This is a genomic window from Asanoa ishikariensis (genome assembly GCF_900107455.1).
In the GTDB taxonomy this organism is placed as follows: domain Bacteria; phylum Actinomycetota; class Actinomycetes; order Mycobacteriales; family Micromonosporaceae; genus Asanoa; species Asanoa ishikariensis.
The window spans coordinates 1,342,492-1,359,332 of the sequence record NZ_FNQB01000003.1; the positions used below are offsets into that span (position 1 = coordinate 1,342,492).

Here is a 16,841-nt window from a genome sequence, read left to right on the forward strand (position 1 = left end):
ACCCGCACCTTATGGCGTCGGCTCCAGGACCACCACGGCCGTCTCCCGCGAGCGCAGCGCCGCGTAGCCGTCCAGGTCCTTGTCGACCGCTCGCCAGCAGTCCCACAGGCGGGCCCGCTCCGTGCCGGTCGCCGCATATCCGCGGACCTGTCGCGACCCGCCGGGCAGGTCGATCCGGGCCTGCGGGTGCGCCTGGAGGTTGAGCCACCACGCGGGCTCCGCGTCGCCCCAGCCGTTCATCGCCAGCGTCACGACGTTGGGCCCGTCCTCGAGATAGCCGAGGATCACGGCGCGCTCCTGGCCGGTGCGCCGGCCGGTCGTGGTCAGGCGCAGCGTGCCCCACCGGCGGCCGCGCGGCCGCCACAGGCCGAGCTTGCCGAAGGTGAGCCGGTAGATGCCGCGGTGGGTGTACCACGCCGTCAGGACGACCCAGCGCGGCGGGACTTTGACAGCCATGACTACAGCGTGTCGGACGTCCGCAACTCCGGGTCGGCGCGCATGTGCCATGCGTCGCTCACGAGCTCGCGCAGCCGCGCGACGTCCACCTTGGTCAGCCGGACCATGACGAGCGGGAGACCGTCGTACGCCGGCGTCGTGAAGAAGGTCTCGGGTTCACCCAGCACCAGCGCCTGCTTCTCGGCCTCGTCGCCGACGTAGAGGACCGCGATGTCGGTGCGGATGACGCGCGGGCGGCCAGGTTGGCGTTCCGGATAGGACCAGACGAAGCCCTTGTTGCCGACCCGGAAGTCGAAGCCGTCGCTCTCGATCTCGACCACGTGGGGCAGGGCGAGTGCGAGGGTACGAACGTCGTCGGCGTCAGCCACCGAGACAGGCTAGCCGGCCGGCCAGGTGCCCGAGGTGGCCGCCGCCGCGAACGTGCGGCGCAGGAAGTCCAGCAGCACCGCGTCCGGATCGGGGGCATTTCTGACCTCCGTGTACGGCAGCACGAACTCCCCCAGCTCCTCGTCGTAGCCGGAAAGACCCTCGCGGAAGCCGGGCGGCTCCGGATAGGCGTACGAGTAGAACAGCCCCTCGTCCCGGCCGCCCGGCCAGTATCCGGCGCTGGACACCTCGTCGCAGTACGCCTCCCACATGACCCGGTCCGGGCAGTTGGGCACGCCGCCGGGGTGTTGGGGCGCGGGGCGGCCCGAGAAGCGGGTCACGGCGAGGTCGAACGCACCCCAGAAGAAGTGCACCGGCGAGACCTTGGCGCGGTACTCGGCGCGGAACGTGTTGAGGACCCGGTCCGCCGACACCAGCGAGGTCCAGAACGCGTGCATGGCCGCAGCGTCGTAGGAGGCGTGTTCGTCGTCCCGGTCGAACGGGATCACGTCCGGCAGCTCGACCGGCAGCGGGTTGATCGTGACGTCGATGTCGAGGTCCGCGAGATGCGCCCGGTACTCGGCGTAGAAGTCGGCGACGCTGCGCGGTTCGAGGGTCATCCGGCGGCTCTTGCCGGTCGTCGTGCGGATGTCCAGGGCGTGCGCCACGAAGTCGAAGGCGATCTCGACACCCAGATCGCGGTACGGCATCAGCGACGTCGTCAGGCCGGTGCTGTTGACGTAGAGGGTGACGTTCCACCAGTGGTTGGCCGGCGGCGCGAGCGCGAGCCGCGTCTTGCCCACGATCTGGGTCCAGAGCTGCACCGTGTCACGGGTCGGCTGCCAGGCCGCCACTGGGAGGGCGGGCCATCCGTCGGCTTGTCCCATCCCGCCCATTTTAGTGCCCAGGCGGGCCGGCCGCCGGGGCATCGAACCGCCCCGATGCGGCGCTCGCCGGCCGCCTTGGGCGGCCCTCAGATGCGGTAAAGTTCGGCGGCCTCGGCTGCCGGAGAGCGTTACGAACGGTGAGGTTTCTGCTGCTCACCGTAGTAGTAGGTGTGAGTTTCGTTCGTTGGCCGCGTCGCTGCCGGCCAGGACGGCGGATGGCGACGAGACTCGGGCGTGGCGCCGGGGGCGTTGGTGGGGCGGTCGAAGGGGTGGGGTCTGTGGATTCATTTGTCCACTTGCATGTGCACACCGAGTTCTCGATGCTCGACGGACTGGCCCGGCACAAGCCCCTCGTGGAAGAAGCCGCCCGGTTGGCGATGCCGGCGCTGGCGATCACCGACCACGGCAATATGTATGGCGCCTACTCATTCTGGAGCCAGGCACGCAAGGTCGGGGTCAAGCCCATCGTCGGGATCGAGGCCTATCTCGCCCCCGTTGACCGTTTCCACAAGAAGCCGGTGCGGTGGGGTACCCCTGACCAGCGCGGCGACGACGTTTCCGGCTCCGGCGCCTACAGCCACATGACGATGTGGGCCCAGGACGCCGTGGGCCTGCGCGCCCTGTTCAAGCTCTCGTCGCTGGCCTCTATCGATGGCTACTACTTCAAGCCTCGGATGGACCGCGAGCTGCTCGCGACCCACGCCAAGAACATCATCGCGACCACCGGGTGCCCGTCGGGCGAGGTGCAGACGCGTCTGCGGCTGGGGCAGGCAGAGGAGGCGTACAAGGCGGCCGCCGAGTTCCAGGAGATCTTCGGGAAGGACAACTTCTACCTGGAGCTGATGGACCACGGCCTGTCGATCGAGCGCCGGGTACGGGACGGGCTGCTGGACATCGGCAAGCGGTTGGGCATTCCGCCGTTGGCGACCGGTGACTCGCACTACGTGACGAAGGATCAGGCGAAGGCGCACGACGCCCTGCTGGCCGTACAGTCGGGGTCTCAGCTTGATGATCCGAACCGATTCAAATTCGACGGCGACGGCTACTACATCTGGTCCGCGGAGGAGATGCGCGGACTCTGGGACAACCAGGTAGCCGGCGCGTGCGACAACACCCTCGCGATCGCTGAGCGGATCGGTTCCTACGACGAGGTGTTCGCCGAGTCGAGCCGGATGCCGCTGTTCCCGGTGCCCGAGGGCGAGGACCAGATGACCTGGCTCGTCAAGGAGACCTGGCGGGGCATGGAGCGCCGGTTCCGCGGGGAGCCGCTTCCGCAGGAATACCGCGAGCGGGTCGAGTACGAGCTGCGGATCATCGAGCAGATGGGCTTCCCGGCCTACTTCCTGGTCGTCGCGGACCTCTGCAACTACGCCCGCAGCCAGCGCATCCGGGTCGGTCCCGGCCGCGGTTCGGCGACCGGCTGCATGGTCGCCTACGCGCTGGGGATCACGGAGCTCGACCCGATCGAGCACAAGCTGCTCTTCGAGCGGTTCCTGAACCCCGAGCGCATCAGCATGCCGGACATCGACCTGGACTTCGACGAGCGTCGGCGCGGCGACATGATCCGCTACGTCTCCGACAAGTGGGGCGCGGACCGGGTCGCGCAGATCATCACGTTCGGCACGATCAAGGCGAAGGCGGCTCTCAAGGACGCCGCAAGGATCATGCACGGCCAGCCGGGCTTCTCGATCGCCGACCGGATCTCCAAGGCGATGCCGCCGGCGGTGATGGGCAAGGACATCTCGCTCAGCGGTGTCTACAACCAGCAGGATCCGCGTTACAACGAAGCGGTCGAGATCCGCACGCTGCTGGACAGCGACCCGTCCACGCGGGCGATCTACGACACGGCCCTCGGGCTCGAAGGTGTGATCCGCCAGCCCGGTGTGCACGCCGCCGGCATCATCATCTCGGACGCGCCGCTGCTCGACGTCATCCCGATCTGGGCCCGTCCGCAGGACGGCGCCACGATCACCGGGTTCGACTACCCGACGTGCGAGTCCATGGGTCTGCTCAAGATGGACTTCCTGGGCCTGCGGAACCTGACCGTCCTGGACGACGCGGTCGACAACATCAAGGCCAACCGCGGCCTCGACTTCGACCTGGACAGCCTCCCCCTGGCCGACGACGCCGCGTTCGAGCTGCTGGCCCGGGGCGACACCCTCGGCGTGTTCCAGCTCGACGGTGGACCGATGCGCGCCCTGCTGCGCGCGATGGCCCCCAACAAGTTCGAGGACATCGCGGCCGTTCTGGCCCTGTACCGGCCCGGTCCGATGGCCGCCAACGCGCACATCGACTACGCGGACCGAAAGAACGGCCGCAAGCCGGTCGTCCCGATCCACCCCGAGCTCGAGACACCCCTCGCGGAGATCCTCGACGAGACCTACGGCCTGATCGTCTATCAGGAGCAGGTCATGGCGATCGCGCAGAAGGTCGCCGGTTACAGCCTCGGCGGCGCGGACCTGCTGCGCCGCGCGATGGGCAAGAAGAAGAAGGAGATCCTCGACAAGGAGTTCGTCGGCTTCGAGAAGGGGATGCAGGACCACGGCTTCTCGGCCGGCGCGATCAAGGCCCTGTGGGACATCCTCCTCCCGTTCGCCGGGTACGCGTTCAACAAGTCCCACACCGCCGGCTACGGGATCGTCTCGTTCTGGACCGCGTACCTGAAGGCGAACTTCCCCGCCGAGTACATGGCGGCGCTGCTGACCAGCGTCGGCGACGACAAAGACAAGATGGCCGTTTATCTGGCCGAGTGCCGCCGCATGGGCATCACCGTGATGACCCCTGACGTCAACGCCTCCGACCTGCGGTTCACCGCTGTCGGTGAAGACATCCGATTCGGCCTCGGCGCGGTCCGCAACGTGGGCGCGGGCGTCGTCGACTCGCTGGTGAAGACGCGGCGTGAATCCGGCCCCTACAGCGGCTGGAAGGACTTCATCAACCGGTCCGAGATCAGCGTGTGCAACAAGCGCGTGCTCGAGTCGCTGATCAAGGCCGGCGGCTTCGACTCACTCGGCCACACCCGGCGCGGCCTGCTGGAAGTACACGAGCAATCCGTCGACGCCGCGGTCAGCGACAAGCGCAAGAAGGAGGCAGGGCAGGACAGCCTGTTCGACTTCGGCACCGCGGAGATCGCCGACCTCAGCGAGTCCCTCCTGCCGACACCGGGCGAAACCGAATGGGACCGCAAGACCAAGCTGGGATTCGAGCGAGAGATGCTCGGGTTGTACGTGTCGAGCCACCCGCTGGCCGGCGCAGAACGGATCCTCAAAGCGAACTCTGAGCTGACCATCGCGCAGATCAGCAACGAGGAGCTCACCGACGGCACCCAGGTCGTCCTGGCCGGCATGCTCACGTCGGTCGCCAAGCGCATCACCAAGCAGGGCAAGGTCTGGGCCTCAGCGACCCTGGAGGACCTCGACGGCGGCATCGAGGTGCTGTTCTTCCCGAACACCTACGAGCTCGTCGCCGACCGGCTGGCCGACGAGCTCGTCGTCGCGGTCAAGGGTCGAGTCAACCGACGCGACAACGAAGCGGCCAAGATCAATGCACAGGATCTGGCGATCCTGACCGTCACGGACGCCGATCTCGAGAAGCACCCCCCGATCGTGCTGACCATGATGGCCGACCGCGTACAGCCGGCCATGGTCGCGCGCCTTCAGGAAATCTTCAAGATGCACCCCGGGGACCACGAGATCCGCATCAAACTCATGCGCCCCCACGGCGGCGGCACGCTGCTGCGCATCACCAACTACAGCGTCAACCCCACCACGGCGTTCTGGTCGGAGATGAAGACCGAGCCGGCGGTAACCCGCGAATGACCGACCTCCCCGGCGAACCAGCACGTGTCACGTTCGCCGTCGACGTCCAGAACCTGCGCCCGTGCCATCGCTGCGGCGGAGATCCCTACCTGGCCGTCACCATTCCGCACGCCACCATGAGCGGGAACCGGACGATACCGCTGTGCCCACGCTGCGACGCGGCGGACAGCGTCTCGCACGGCCTGCTCGCCTTCTTCGCGGTCCACAGCGCCGTCGCCGAGTCGAACACGAACGTGTTCCAGGAACTGGCCCGACAATGGGTCGCGGCGAAGCTCCAGCAACCAGGCACCGTCACGGATGACACATTCCAGACGGAGGTCGACGCCTGGCGCGCAGGCGAATTCGACTAGCCTTTCTGCTCGCTCATGTCCCTTGTGGACCATGGCGTGTCGCACCCAACGCCTGCAGGTCCTTGTCTGCCGCGTGAGCAAAGGGATTGCATGCCTGCGTGTGACCAGGTTTGATCGGTTCCCGTGACATTCTTCGATGAGCTTGCCCGCCCGGATCGGTATCCGCGCTCGTCCCGGTACGACCCGGCCTGGCTGCTCGACCTGGACATGGGGCCGAACCCGTTGTGGCTGCTGGAGGACCTGGCCCGGGATCTTGACCTGCGCCCGGGAATGCGGGTCCTGGATCTGGGCTCCGGCAAGGGAGCGACGTCCGTGTTCCTGGCCCGTGAGTACGGCGTCCAGGTCGTGGCGGCCGATTGGTGGATCGCGCCGGATGAGGCAACAGCCGTGTTCGCTGACGCTGGCGTTTCCGGCCAGGTGACCGCCGTGCGGGCCGAGGCGCACAACCTGCCGTTCGGGAAGGACAGCTTCGACGCCATCGTGAGCATCGACGCGTTCGAGTACTTCGGCACCTCTGACTGGTACCTGCCATACCTCGTGGGGTTCCTGCGCCCTGGCGGCCAACTCGGCGTGGCGACGCCGGCAATGACCCAGGAGGTCCGAGAACTCGGGGCGATCCCGGAACGCATCAAGGAACTGTTCGGCTGGGAGCCGATCGCCTGGCACACCGCGCAGTGGTGGCGCTTTCAGTGGGAAGTCACCGAACTCGTGACCGTCACATCGGCACGACTGCAAGAAGATGGCTGGCGGGACTGGCTGCTATGGACACAGGCGCTGGCCGAGCACACAGGCGACTGGGCTGGCGCAGAACACAATCGCCAGGCAGTGATCGACCTACTCGCCGCCGACGCCGGCGAGTTCCTCACCTTCGCGATGGTGACAGCGAGGAAGAACTGACGAGCAAGCCCCACCGACGCAACCTTTGGCGGCCCCATTTCGTATGTGGGTGGACCGAAGCGTGGGAGGGGATGCGTTGCCGGAGCCGGAAAGCTTCGAGGATTTCGTCCACGGCTGCTCGCGACAACTGTTCCGGGTCGCCTGCCTGCTGACGGGCGGTGACACCCACCGCGCCGAGGATCTCGTTGCCGACGCGCTGGCCAGGACCTATCTGGCGCGAGCTGATCACCAGCGACCCACCCGAGCGCGCCGCGTACGCCGACCACGGCGCTGACCTCGCGACCCGCGACAGCGTCATGCGGTCGTTGCGCGGGCTCACCCATCGGGAGCGGGCCGTCGTGGTCCTGCGCTACTTCCTGGACCGCACCGAGAAGGACACCGCCGCCGAGTTGGGCGTGTCCGTCGGCACCGTGAAGAGCACCAACGCGCGCGCCCTGAAGAAGCTGCGGGTCTCGCCCGAGCTGACCGCTCGCACCGGGAGAGTGTGATGCCAGACCTCGACGAACTGCGCCGCGCGCTGCACGACGCGACCGAAGACCTGCACTCGAACGTCACCATGGACCGGATCCGTCGCCGGGTACGCAGTCGGCGGGTGCTGCGGAACACGGCGGTCGCCGCCGGAGTCGCCCTCGTCGTCTCCGCCGTGGCGGTGCCCGCTCTTGACCGAACGCCGCGCGGCGGAGACCCGGCGGCGAACCCACCGGCGACCGCGTCGGCCTGCCCCGGCCCACCTTGGTTGGGTGTACCGCTCGACACCGGCGTCAACATCCAGGAGCCGGGCGGGCGGACGTACGCCGTCGTCATCGGGCTGCTCGGCACCCCCGATCATGCGGGCTTCACCACCGCGTTCCGGGACGGGTCGACCGGCCAGGTCGTTGCCTGGGACCTGATTGGGCTCCCCCGCGATGCCTCGGGCGGCTTCACCGTCGAGGGACAGACGTGGTGGTTCCAGAGCAGCCAGCTCGTGTTGGGTGCGAACCGCGTCCTCGACGTCGGGGTGTACGGCGGGGCCGCTGCGCGGATCACGGTCGCCTCCGAAGGCCGGGCCTCGGAGGCGACACTGGCGAGCGCCGAAGGGTGGACGCTCTTCTGGGTGCAACGCACGGCCAAGCCGCTGCCGACCGACGCCAACACCGGACCTCGCGGTTATCAGGGCCCGGAACGGCTGTCGATCACCGCGTACGACACTGCTGGCCAGCCCCTGCACACGGTCACGGGCGGCCACAATACCGGGAACCTGGTGGCCGGCGCTGTGCCCGACGTGAGCCCGACGCCCTGCTAGCTGTCAGCGTCGAGGCCCCTAACGGGACGCCGACCCCGCAGCAGCGTCGCCTGTTCGCGTTTCAGCGCGGTGAAGCCGGCCCGCACATAGGTCACGAACGGCGCGCCCGGATGGGTGATCAACGCTCTGCGCTGCGGGGCGCCGCCCGGGCTCGCCAGATGGACCTCATAGGACGCCACGTGCGCGCAGAAGTCCTGCAACGGCGGCGGGATGTCGTCTTCGACGATCAGGTCGGCGTGCTCCACGATCAAATCGCGCATCCGAACGTTAGCGGGCATGAGTGCGTGCTGGATCCACCGCTGCCACTCCTGCGACTCCTCGCCCGTCGGCGGGCCGGCCTGCCGCGTGTCGTGGTCCGGCAGTTGTGAGGCTCGCATGGTGCGCCAGAGATGCTCGTTCACCGCCAGGAGCGCCTGCAGCGGTCCGTACAACTCGCGCAGTTGATCGTTCACCCTCTCCAACCGCGCCTGCCGCTGCTGGTTGCGCACGAGCGCGACCTGGTTCGCCACGAACACGATCATCGCGACCACGACGCTGGCGGAGGCGGTGACGACGGCGGGTTCGATGCCAAGCGTCGAGGCGGCGGCCATGGATTCATCCTGTCGTGACGTCCGCACCGGTGACAAGGAGAGCCCGCCCGATCGGTGTATTGACGGCTCGGACGGCCGTCGGCAGGCTCGGAGGCGCCACGTCGCAGGCTGTCGGACGGAGCTCGGTGCGGTTCTTCATCAGCCACAGTGCACGAACCGAGCAGGCCAAGGCCGTCCTGAGACAGCTACGCGTGCGGCTGAGGGCAGCGGGGCACACCGTCTTCGTCGACGCCGACGTCCTCGCCGGTCTGCAGTGGCGCTCGGTGCTCTACCACGAGCTCGCGATCTGTGACGCCGCTGTCGTCCTGCTGGATCAGACGTCGCTGAGCAGGCGGTGGGTGCAGCGCGAGGCCGATGTGCTGCTGTGGCGCCGCGCTTTCGACGAACGGCTGACGATCGTTCCGGTCCTGCTCGACGACACTAAGATCGACACGGTACGAGGGTCCGGCTTCGGCGAGTTCACCGAAGCCCAGTTCCTGCTGGCCGACGGCCTGGGCCCAGCGACCGTGGCGGAGCGGGTCGCGGACCGGTTCGCGGCTTCGGAGCGGCCGGACCCGCCGGATCTGCCTGGAACACGCATGCGGCAGTGGTTCGACGACATCGAGACCGTGCTGACCCGGATCGGTCACCAGAACAAGTTGCGCCTCGCCGCTCTGGAGCTCGGAGTCTCGCCGCAGGACGCCGACCAGGTCCTGCTCGGTGTCGCCGGCGGCTACCGTTTCCTGGCACACCAGTTCCTGGCCCGGTCCGTCGACACCGCGGCCGTCGACGCGATGAGCCGGATCCTCTACTGCGCTGACACAGACACGCTGCGCAAGCTCGCCGGACTCATCGCGCCGACGTGGGTCGACCACTCCGCGGCCCTGCCGCTGAAGCTGGCCGGGCCGACACCGCGGACGGTCGCGGTACTGAACGCGCGCGACTTCCGCACGGCGCTGCATTACGTGCAGCGGGCCACCTGCCTCGACCGCCGGGTCCGCGTCGAGCAGGTCTCCGGCGTCGTCGGCGAGGACAGTGCCGGTGATCTGTTCGCGCAGTGCGAAACCGCGGTGCTGCGACTGGTCGGCGCCGAACCACCGTTCGACACCCTCGCCGACGTGCCCCCGCAGGAGCTGCGCGACGGTCCGCCGGAGCCCGCCTACCTGATCGTCAGCACGGCCAGTCTCCCGACCCGCGCGGTCACCGACGTCATCGACGACATCCGAGCGCGATACCCGTGGCTCGTCGTGGTCGTGCTCGTCGGCACGGAACCCCCTGGCCCGGAGACGCTCGCCCGGTGGGGCCTCGCCGACGCCAAGGTGCTGGCACCCACGCTGGACCCGGGCGAGGAGTTCCGGGCCCACCGCACGGTCCGCAGCCTGTACCGCATGATCGACAGCAGCCTCGAGGAGGGCCCTTACGGTGACTGACGCGGAGACGACGCGCATCCGGGTCCCGGACAACCGGGACGGCCGCACGTACGTCATAGATCCAGACGTCGCCTTCGCGGTCGACGTCGCCCTGGCCACCGGCCGGCCGTTGTTGCTGCGCGGCGAGCCCGGCTCCGGCAAGTCGTCGCTGGCGGCCTACGTGGCGCGCGAGCGTGGCTGGCGGTACTACGAGCACGTGGTCACGTCCCGGACCGCCGCCCGCGATCTGCTGTGGACCTTCGACGCGGTGCGCCGGCTGGCCGACGCGCAGGTCCGCACGCCGGGCGAACGGCTCGACGACACCGCCTATGTCGAGCCCGGCGTCCTCTGGTGGGCCTTCGCACCGCAGGACGCCCGTCGTCGTGGCGCTCGCGCGACCGGGAGCACGGCACCACTCGCTGTCGATCCCAACCCCGCCAACGCCGACCGCTCGCCGACCAAGGCCGTCGTGCTGATAGACGAGATCGACAAAGCCGACCCCGACATGCCCAACGGGATCCTCGTGCCCCTCGGATCCAGCGAGTTCGAGGTGACCGACGTCCGCACGCGGGTGCGCCACGACGCGAACGCCGGCCGTGGCGATGTCGAACACCTCATCGTGATCACCACCAACGAGGAACGCGAACTGCCGCAGGCCTTCCTGCGCCGCTGCGTCGTCACCTGGCTGCCTGAGCCGACGCATGAGCACCTGCTCCGGGTGGCCGAAAGGTACCTGCGCCAGTACGAAGGCACCTTCGGCCGGGCAGACCGCGAACTCGCCGACGCGCTCGCCGTGGAGGTCATCGCGGCACGCGCCCAGGCGCGCCAGGCCGGCATCCGCCCGCCCAGCACCGCCGAATATCTGGACACGCTGCGAGCGCTGCGCCAGCTCGGCGGGCGCATCGGCGACGTCGATTGGCGGCGCCTGCGATCGCTGACGCTCGTCAAAGTTCAACAGCCGGAACGCTGAGATGGCCGGCGAGATCTGGTGGGCGGACGTGATCCGCGCGAGCCGGGCGCTCGGCGTCACGTCCGACTCGGACTTCGCGAGAGTCGCACGGCTCCTCGGGTTCGACCCGCGCGGCGCCTCGGAGCGCCCGACAACGAGGCCGCCTTGGGGAGTCCCGCCGGACGGACCGGCCACGACCGATATGCCCGAACCGGGCGCCCGTCCCGAACCGGCCCCCCCACCCGCCGCGCGGCCAGCCGCCGCGACGGCCGGAGTCCCACTCGTGCCGATCAGCACCGAGCCGATCCTCGCGGACCTGCCGACCGGTCCCGTCCTGGCCAGACCGTCCCCTCGGCCGAGCGCGCCGCGTCCACATCTGTCCCTGCTCGCCCCACGGTCGACCACCGCGATCCTGCAATATCTGCTGTCACGGCTCGTCGCCGACGGCCCGGTCGACGTCGCCGCGGTCATCGAGCAGATCGCCGCAGGTCGGCCGCTGCCGACCCTCCCCCGGCGGCCACAGCGGACGCTGCGCTTCGGCGCGGAAATCCTCGTCGATCTCGGCGAGCACATGCGTCCGTTCCGCCGCGACCAGGCGGACGTCGTGGCGGCGGCCCGTGCCGTCGTCGGCGTCGGCTCGAGCAGCGTCCGATACTTCGCGGACGCGCCGCTGCGGGGTATCGGCCCCGGCCGCCGCGCCGGGTGGACGCCCGGCTACTCGCCGCCTGCCGCCGGGACCGCCGTGCTGTTGCTGACCGACCTCGGAATCGGCGGCGACCGACTGTCGCTCGAGCGGGCCTCGGTGCCGGAGTGGCTGCGGTTCCTGCGGCTCGTCGGGCGCGCGGGGTGCCGGCCGGTCGCACTGGTGCCGTATCCGCCGGAACGCTGGCCGTCCCGCCTGAGAGCGCTGTGCCCCATGCTGACCTGGGACCGCGACGTCACGGTCGGCACCGCCCGAACGGCCGTGCCATGACCACCGACGTACTCACCGAGTTCGCCCCGCCCGACCCCGGCGTCGAGGAGCTGGCGACGCTGCTGAGCGTCGCCGTGACGATCGAGCCGGAGCTCATCCGCGCGGTGCGGCTGACCTTGGCGCCACGCTGGACCGTCGGCGTCGAGGCGGATCTATGGTTCAGTGACTGGGTCGGCACCCGCACCGCGGAGTCGATCCAACTACGTGCCGAGCTGCTTCCCGTCCTGCGGGACCGGCTGACCCACCGCCTCTCCGCCGACCGTGCCGACCCCGCCTGGCGGCTGTGGGACACGATGTCCGCGGTTCGGCCCGACCAGCCGGCCGCGCTGGCGTTCGAGGAAGAGGTCACCTGGACGGCGATGTGCCGGGCCGCCGGCGCAGAGACGGCCGGCAGCGACGAGCTGCTCCAACCGGCGCTGCGCGCCGTCGTCCACGAAGGCCGTTCGGGAGTGGCCGACTGGTTCAGCGCCGCCTGGCCGCGCCTGCCGCTCGCGGTGCGGGAGACCGTGACGGCCTGGCAGCTACTGCAGGCGGCGGCCGACCGGTCCGACGCGCCCGCCCTCGCCGACGAGGTCCGGCTGAGCCTCGCCGACGTCCATACGCTCGGGTCGAGCATCGCCGACGTCACGATCCGGGCGCGCCATGACGGTGCCGACCTGGTGCTGAACTACGCCGGAGCCGCCCCTGCCGTGCTGCTGCCCGTGCCGGACACCAGCCCCAGGATCGTGGAGGCCGTCTGGGAAGCCGACGGCTCCCGCCATACCGAAACCCTGCATGTCGGTGCGGATGCCGCGCTGACGCTGCGGGTGGGCGCCGGCCCTGTGCGGCTGCGCACCGGTCGCGGCCACGTCTTCCGTGTCGGCCCACCGTCGGCCGTTGCCCCTGGGACACCGGACGCGGATCCCAGGCGAACCCGGCGTCCGGGCGCCGACGAGACGGGCCAAATCGTCGGCGGGCTGCCACCACGTTCACCGGACTTCACCGGGCGCCGAGACCACCTGGACCGGATCGAGGCCGCCCTGCGGACGAGCACCCGAACGTCCGTCCTGGTGCAGACGCTGCACGGCATGGGCGGGATGGGCAAGACCCAGATCGCCGTCGAGTACGCCTACCGCCACCTCCACGAGTACGACCTGGTGTGGTGGATACCAGCCGAACAGACGTCCACGGTTCTCTCCGAGTTCGCAAGGCTGGCGCAGCGGCTAGGAATTCCCATATCGGAGGACCTGCAGGAGACCGCACGTAACGTCCTGGATCGACTCACCGTGCCCGACCTGGCCTGGCTGCTCATCTACGACAACGCCGACGATCCGCGCCACCTGGAGCGATACCTGCCATCGGCTGGTGGCCACGTGCTCGTCACGAGCCGCAGCCAGGAGTGGGCGAGCGTCGGCGACACCATCGAGGTCAGCACGTTGAGCAGGCAGGAGAGCATCGAGCTGCTGCGGCGGCGCTCGCGCGGAACGGACGGAGACATCCAGATCACCACGGTCGAGGCCGACGCGCTGGCCGACCAGTTGGGCGACCTGCCGCTGGCCCTCGAGCAGGCCGCGGCCTGGCTCAACGCGACCCTGATGCCCGTTCGGGAGTACATCGACCTGCTCGACACACGTATCGAGCTGCTGAACGAGGGCACGCCGCCGAACTACCCGACCTCCGTCTCCGCCTTCGTCACGCTTGCGATGGAACAGCTACACCGCGACGGATCCGCGACCGCGCAGCTCATGGAGCTGTTCGCATTCCTCGGCAGCGAACCTGTCCCGATCGCTCTGCTCCGGCGCGGTCAGCACGCGGACCTGACCGAACCGCTCCGATCGCTGCTGCGACAGCCGATCCAGGTGAACCGGTCGGCGCGCGACCTCTCCCGCCTCGGTCTGGCAAGGATGACCGCCGGGCAGCGGCTCCAGGTCCACCGGCTGGTTGCGCGGATTCTGCGGGACACAATGCTCCCGGACCGGGCCGCCGAGTCGCAGCGCAACGTGCGTGCGCTCCTGGCCGCCGCGAACCCCGGGGATCCCGACGAACGGGGCGAGTTCGACGCCCAGGCCCAACTCGGGCCGCACATCGAGCCTGCTGGCCTCGTCGACTCCACCGACGTCGAGTCTCTTCAGGTACTCCTCGATCACGCCCGCTACCTGTTCATCACCGGCGATTATGAGAACAGCCGGCTGCTCGCCGAGCGGGCGGCGCAGGCATGGACGGCCCGGGACGACGACCCGCGCCTCGGCCCGAACGGTGAGCTGACACTGCTGGCGCAGGCCCGGCGCGCCGAAGCCCTGCGTGCCCTCGGCGACAGCGCCGCCGCTCACGCGATCACCCGCGACACCTACGATCGGCTGCGCAGCAGCTCAATGCTCGGGCCACACCACGAGTACACGCTCATCGCCGGCATCCAGGTCGGCCACGACCTGCGCATATCCGGCCTTTACCAAGAGGCGCTGGCGTTCGACACGCAGGGCCTTGCCGCGTTCCGCGACGTCTTCGGACCGACCGACGTGTACACGCTGCGCGCCATGGCGAGCTTGGCCAGCGACTACCGACTGATCGGCGACTTCGCCGAAGCCCTGCGCATCGACACGGACATCGCCGACGTCTGGGCCGACCAGGCAACAGACGACTGGCGGGCCTTGACGGCGCAGCTCCAGGTGAGCCGGGACCTGCTTGACCTGGGCAGCTATGACGGCGGCGTGGAGGTTGCCGACCGGATGTTGCCGGCATTGAGCGCAGCTCTCGGTCCGCTCACCATTGATGTGCTGGTGGCGCGGCGCGTCCGGGCCGCGCTGTCACGAAGGACAGGCCGGCTGGAAGCCGCAGCCGACGCCTTGCTCGAGCTGCACGTGGAGATCGTGACGCGCCTGGGCCCGGGGCACGAGCATGCGCTCGCCACGCAGGTCAGCCTGGCCAACGCCCTGCGCGAGCTGGGCGACCTCGACGAGGCCGGGCGGCGGATAGGCGAGGCGGTGGCGCGCTACCAGGCGGACTTCGGAGAACGGCACCCGCTGACGCTGATCGCCGAGGTCGACGCGGCCGTCATCTACCGAGCGGCCAGCGACCACGACCGTGCCCGGTCGCTCGACCAGCGGTCCGCGCTCAGCCTCACCGAGATCCTTGGAGCCGACCATCCGGCAACACTCTGCGCCCAGACCGGCCTGGCCACCGATCTCGCACTGGCCGGGGAGCACGACGCAGCCCGCGCGCTGTCGGCCGAGACCCTGCAGCGCTGGCAGGCTGTGCTCGGCGGTGAACACGAAGCCCGGAACGGGTCCGAACATCCGGACCTTTTGCGGTGCGCGGTCAACCTGGCCCAGGACCTCGACGCGACCGGCTCTCCGGAAGAATCCCGGGCGCTGCTGGAGCAGTCGGTCGCTGGGCTGAGGCGCGCGCTCGGCTCGACGCATCTCGACGTCCGGGCGGCGGAAAACGGCCATCGCCTCGAGTGCGACATCGAACCGCCGTCAACCTGACCGAATCACGAGATTGCCAGAGAGGTAGACGCCGCGGGCAGGGACGGCACCGTTCCACAGGGTGTACGCCACGAACAGCGTCGCGGCCAGCAAGCCCATCGTCGGGTCGGCGAAGTACCAGGCAGTGGCCGCGACCAGCCCGACCGGCAACACCACGCCGAGGTGGAAGCCGCGCAGTGACCCTCCGGGTCGGGCGGCGGTGGGTTCGAACGGGCCGAACGTGGAGGTGAAGGGCGGGATTCGTCGGGCGGTGCTGCCGGGCCAGAGGCGCCCCACGCCGGCGACGTCCACCACGTACATCCGCCGGAAGCCGAGGCACCGGCGCAGTTCGACCGCGAAGTCGAGCCCGGCCGGAAGCGCCTCGACGAGGCGGCGGTCCCAGAGGATCCGCTGATGCCAGCGCTCGCCGTGACCGTCCACTATCTCCAGCCAAAGCGCCGCCCGCCCGACCACGGGCGCGGCGACCACGCCGCGCGCGACGCCCGGTTCAAGACGGCGCCGCCAGGCGCCCGTTGCCCAGCGGCCGAGCCGCCAGGTCCACACCACGCCGAGCGCGATCCCGAGCAGAAACACGAACTGGCTCCACGAATCGCGTTCGATCACCCAGAGGACCTCGAAGCGGCTCTCGTCGACGGGCAGCGCGAACCCCGGATCCCGCGGGTCGTAGCGGAACGGCACCCGGGTGCCTTCCGGGTACGCGTCAGGATCGGCGGGCGTCAACCGGACCGTCGCGGCGCGGCCGTCCGGCGCCGTCACCGTGACCCCGATGCCGCGGTCTCCGGCCGTTGACACCTGGGTCACGATGCCGTCCCCGGTCTGGCTGAGTCGGCCCTCCTGCGCGGCGTTGAAGCGGTTGTACTCCGAGATCGCGACGGTCAGTGCCGCGAGCGGAAGCAGCCAGCCGACCACGACCGCCTTCCAGATGACCCGGTTGGCGCGCGGTGACCCTGTCCGTAAGGCAGCCGGCGTCGCAGCCACGGGCAGAGGCGTGGTCGCTTGCGCGCGGGCGAGGCGCAGCAACACGATTCCCGAGACCACGAACGCCGCGAGCATGACAAGGCCGACGATGAGCGGCGTGGGAAAGCGCTCGGACTCCAGCCAGGCGGTGCTTGCGCCCGGGCCGCTCACCGACGCCCGCTCGGTCAGCTCGCCCGGGTCGGAGCCCAGGTGGATCGGCATGATGTCGATCTCTGCGATTCGGACAGTGCCGTCGTCCGAGACGAAGGTCCCCTCGCAGCTCCACTCGTGCGGGTCGACCTCGTCACACGTGCTGACCCGCACCTGTCCGGCGACTCCCCCGTGGTGTGCCAGATAGCCTTCGAGGCCCCACACGGTCAAGCTGACACCGATGACGAGAGTGACCACTGCGGCAGCGGCAGCCTTCAGAACTCCCGCTTCCACAGATCGATTGTGCCCGGACG

General features: G+C 69.5%; 14 protein-coding genes. 9 read left to right on the forward strand and 5 right to left on the reverse strand.

Going from position 1 to position 16,841, the window contains the following annotated elements; genetic code table 11:
* Positions 1-9: 9 nt before the first annotated feature.
* From BLV39_RS30060 to BLV39_RS30070, 3 genes are read right to left on the reverse strand one after another with little or no spacing between them, the layout of a single operon-like run.
* Entirely contained in the window at positions 10-456 is a 447-nt protein-coding gene (locus tag BLV39_RS30060; RefSeq protein ID WP_090800015.1) for a nitroreductase/quinone reductase family protein, read from the reverse strand.
* Positions 457-458: 2 nt separating this feature from the next.
* Positions 459-824: an MmcQ/YjbR family DNA-binding protein gene (locus BLV39_RS30065; protein ID WP_090800016.1), complete on the reverse strand. Its 366-nt coding sequence runs from the start codon at positions 822-824 to the stop codon at positions 459-461.
* Positions 825-833: 9 nt separating this feature from the next.
* Positions 834-1,709 carry a DUF5996 family protein gene (locus BLV39_RS30070; RefSeq protein ID WP_090800808.1) on the reverse strand — a complete coding sequence of 292 codons (876 nt, stop codon included), beginning with the start codon at positions 1,707-1,709 and terminating at the stop codon, positions 834-836.
* 215 nt (positions 1,710-1,924) lie between these two features.
* Between BLV39_RS30070 and dnaE the strand changes: the two genes are divergently transcribed.
* The 5 genes from dnaE to BLV39_RS30095 all read left to right on the forward strand — a co-directional run bounded on the left by dnaE (position 1,925) and on the right by BLV39_RS30095 (position 8,056).
* Complete coding sequence (dnaE, locus tag BLV39_RS30075; RefSeq protein ID WP_090800017.1) at positions 1,925-5,527, forward strand: DNA polymerase III subunit alpha; 3,603 nt, start codon at positions 1,925-1,927, stop codon at positions 5,525-5,527.
* Positions 5,524-5,877, forward strand: a complete 354-nt coding sequence (locus BLV39_RS30080; protein WP_090800018.1) for a DUF6300 family protein — start codon at positions 5,524-5,526, stop codon at positions 5,875-5,877. The genes dnaE and BLV39_RS30080 overlap by 4 nt, the downstream gene beginning before the upstream one ends.
* A gap of 123 nt (positions 5,878-6,000) precedes the next feature.
* Complete coding sequence (locus BLV39_RS30085; RefSeq protein WP_176985144.1) at positions 6,001-6,774, forward strand: SAM-dependent methyltransferase; 774 nt, start codon at positions 6,001-6,003, stop codon at positions 6,772-6,774.
* A gap of 158 nt (positions 6,775-6,932) precedes the next feature.
* Positions 6,933-7,262, forward strand: coding sequence for a sigma factor-like helix-turn-helix DNA-binding protein (locus tag BLV39_RS30090; protein ID WP_308442626.1), 330 nt, complete (start codon positions 6,933-6,935; stop codon positions 7,260-7,262).
* On the forward strand, positions 7,262-8,056 hold the full coding sequence (locus tag BLV39_RS30095) for a hypothetical protein (protein ID WP_090800019.1): 795 nt from the start codon (positions 7,262-7,264) through the stop codon (positions 8,054-8,056). The genes BLV39_RS30090 and BLV39_RS30095 overlap by 1 nt, the downstream gene beginning before the upstream one ends.
* Here BLV39_RS30095 and BLV39_RS30100 read toward each other — a convergent pair.
* Positions 8,053-8,646, reverse strand: a complete 594-nt coding sequence (locus BLV39_RS30100; RefSeq protein WP_090800020.1) for a hypothetical protein — start codon at positions 8,644-8,646, stop codon at positions 8,053-8,055. The two genes, BLV39_RS30095 and BLV39_RS30100, sit on opposite strands and share 4 nt — an antisense overlap.
* 125 nt (positions 8,647-8,771) lie before the next feature.
* On the opposite strand from BLV39_RS30100, the gene BLV39_RS30105 reads away from it, so the two are divergent.
* From BLV39_RS30105 to fxsT, 4 genes are all read left to right on the forward strand, one after another.
* Positions 8,772-10,055: a toll/interleukin-1 receptor domain-containing protein gene (locus BLV39_RS30105; protein ID WP_143049943.1), complete on the forward strand. Its 1,284-nt coding sequence runs from the start codon at positions 8,772-8,774 to the stop codon at positions 10,053-10,055.
* Positions 10,048-11,004, forward strand: coding sequence for an AAA family ATPase (locus BLV39_RS30110; RefSeq protein WP_090800022.1), 957 nt, complete (start codon positions 10,048-10,050; stop codon positions 11,002-11,004). The genes BLV39_RS30105 and BLV39_RS30110 overlap by 8 nt, the downstream gene beginning before the upstream one ends.
* A gap of 262 nt (positions 11,005-11,266) precedes the next feature.
* Entirely contained in the window at positions 11,267-11,956 is a 690-nt protein-coding gene (locus BLV39_RS30115) for a hypothetical protein (protein WP_143049944.1), read from the forward strand.
* Complete coding sequence (gene fxsT, locus BLV39_RS30120) at positions 11,953-15,420, forward strand: FxSxx-COOH system tetratricopeptide repeat protein (protein WP_090800024.1); 3,468 nt, start codon at positions 11,953-11,955, stop codon at positions 15,418-15,420. Before BLV39_RS30115 ends, fxsT begins: the two co-directional genes overlap by 4 nt.
* On the opposite strand, the gene BLV39_RS30125 is transcribed toward fxsT, so the two are convergent.
* The gene (locus BLV39_RS30125; RefSeq protein WP_143049945.1) at positions 15,412-16,821 is read right to left on the reverse strand and encodes a hypothetical protein; all 1,410 of its coding nucleotides are present in this window, start codon (positions 16,819-16,821) and stop codon (positions 15,412-15,414) included. The two genes, fxsT and BLV39_RS30125, sit on opposite strands and share 9 nt — an antisense overlap.
* Positions 16,822-16,841: the final 20 nt, after the last annotated feature.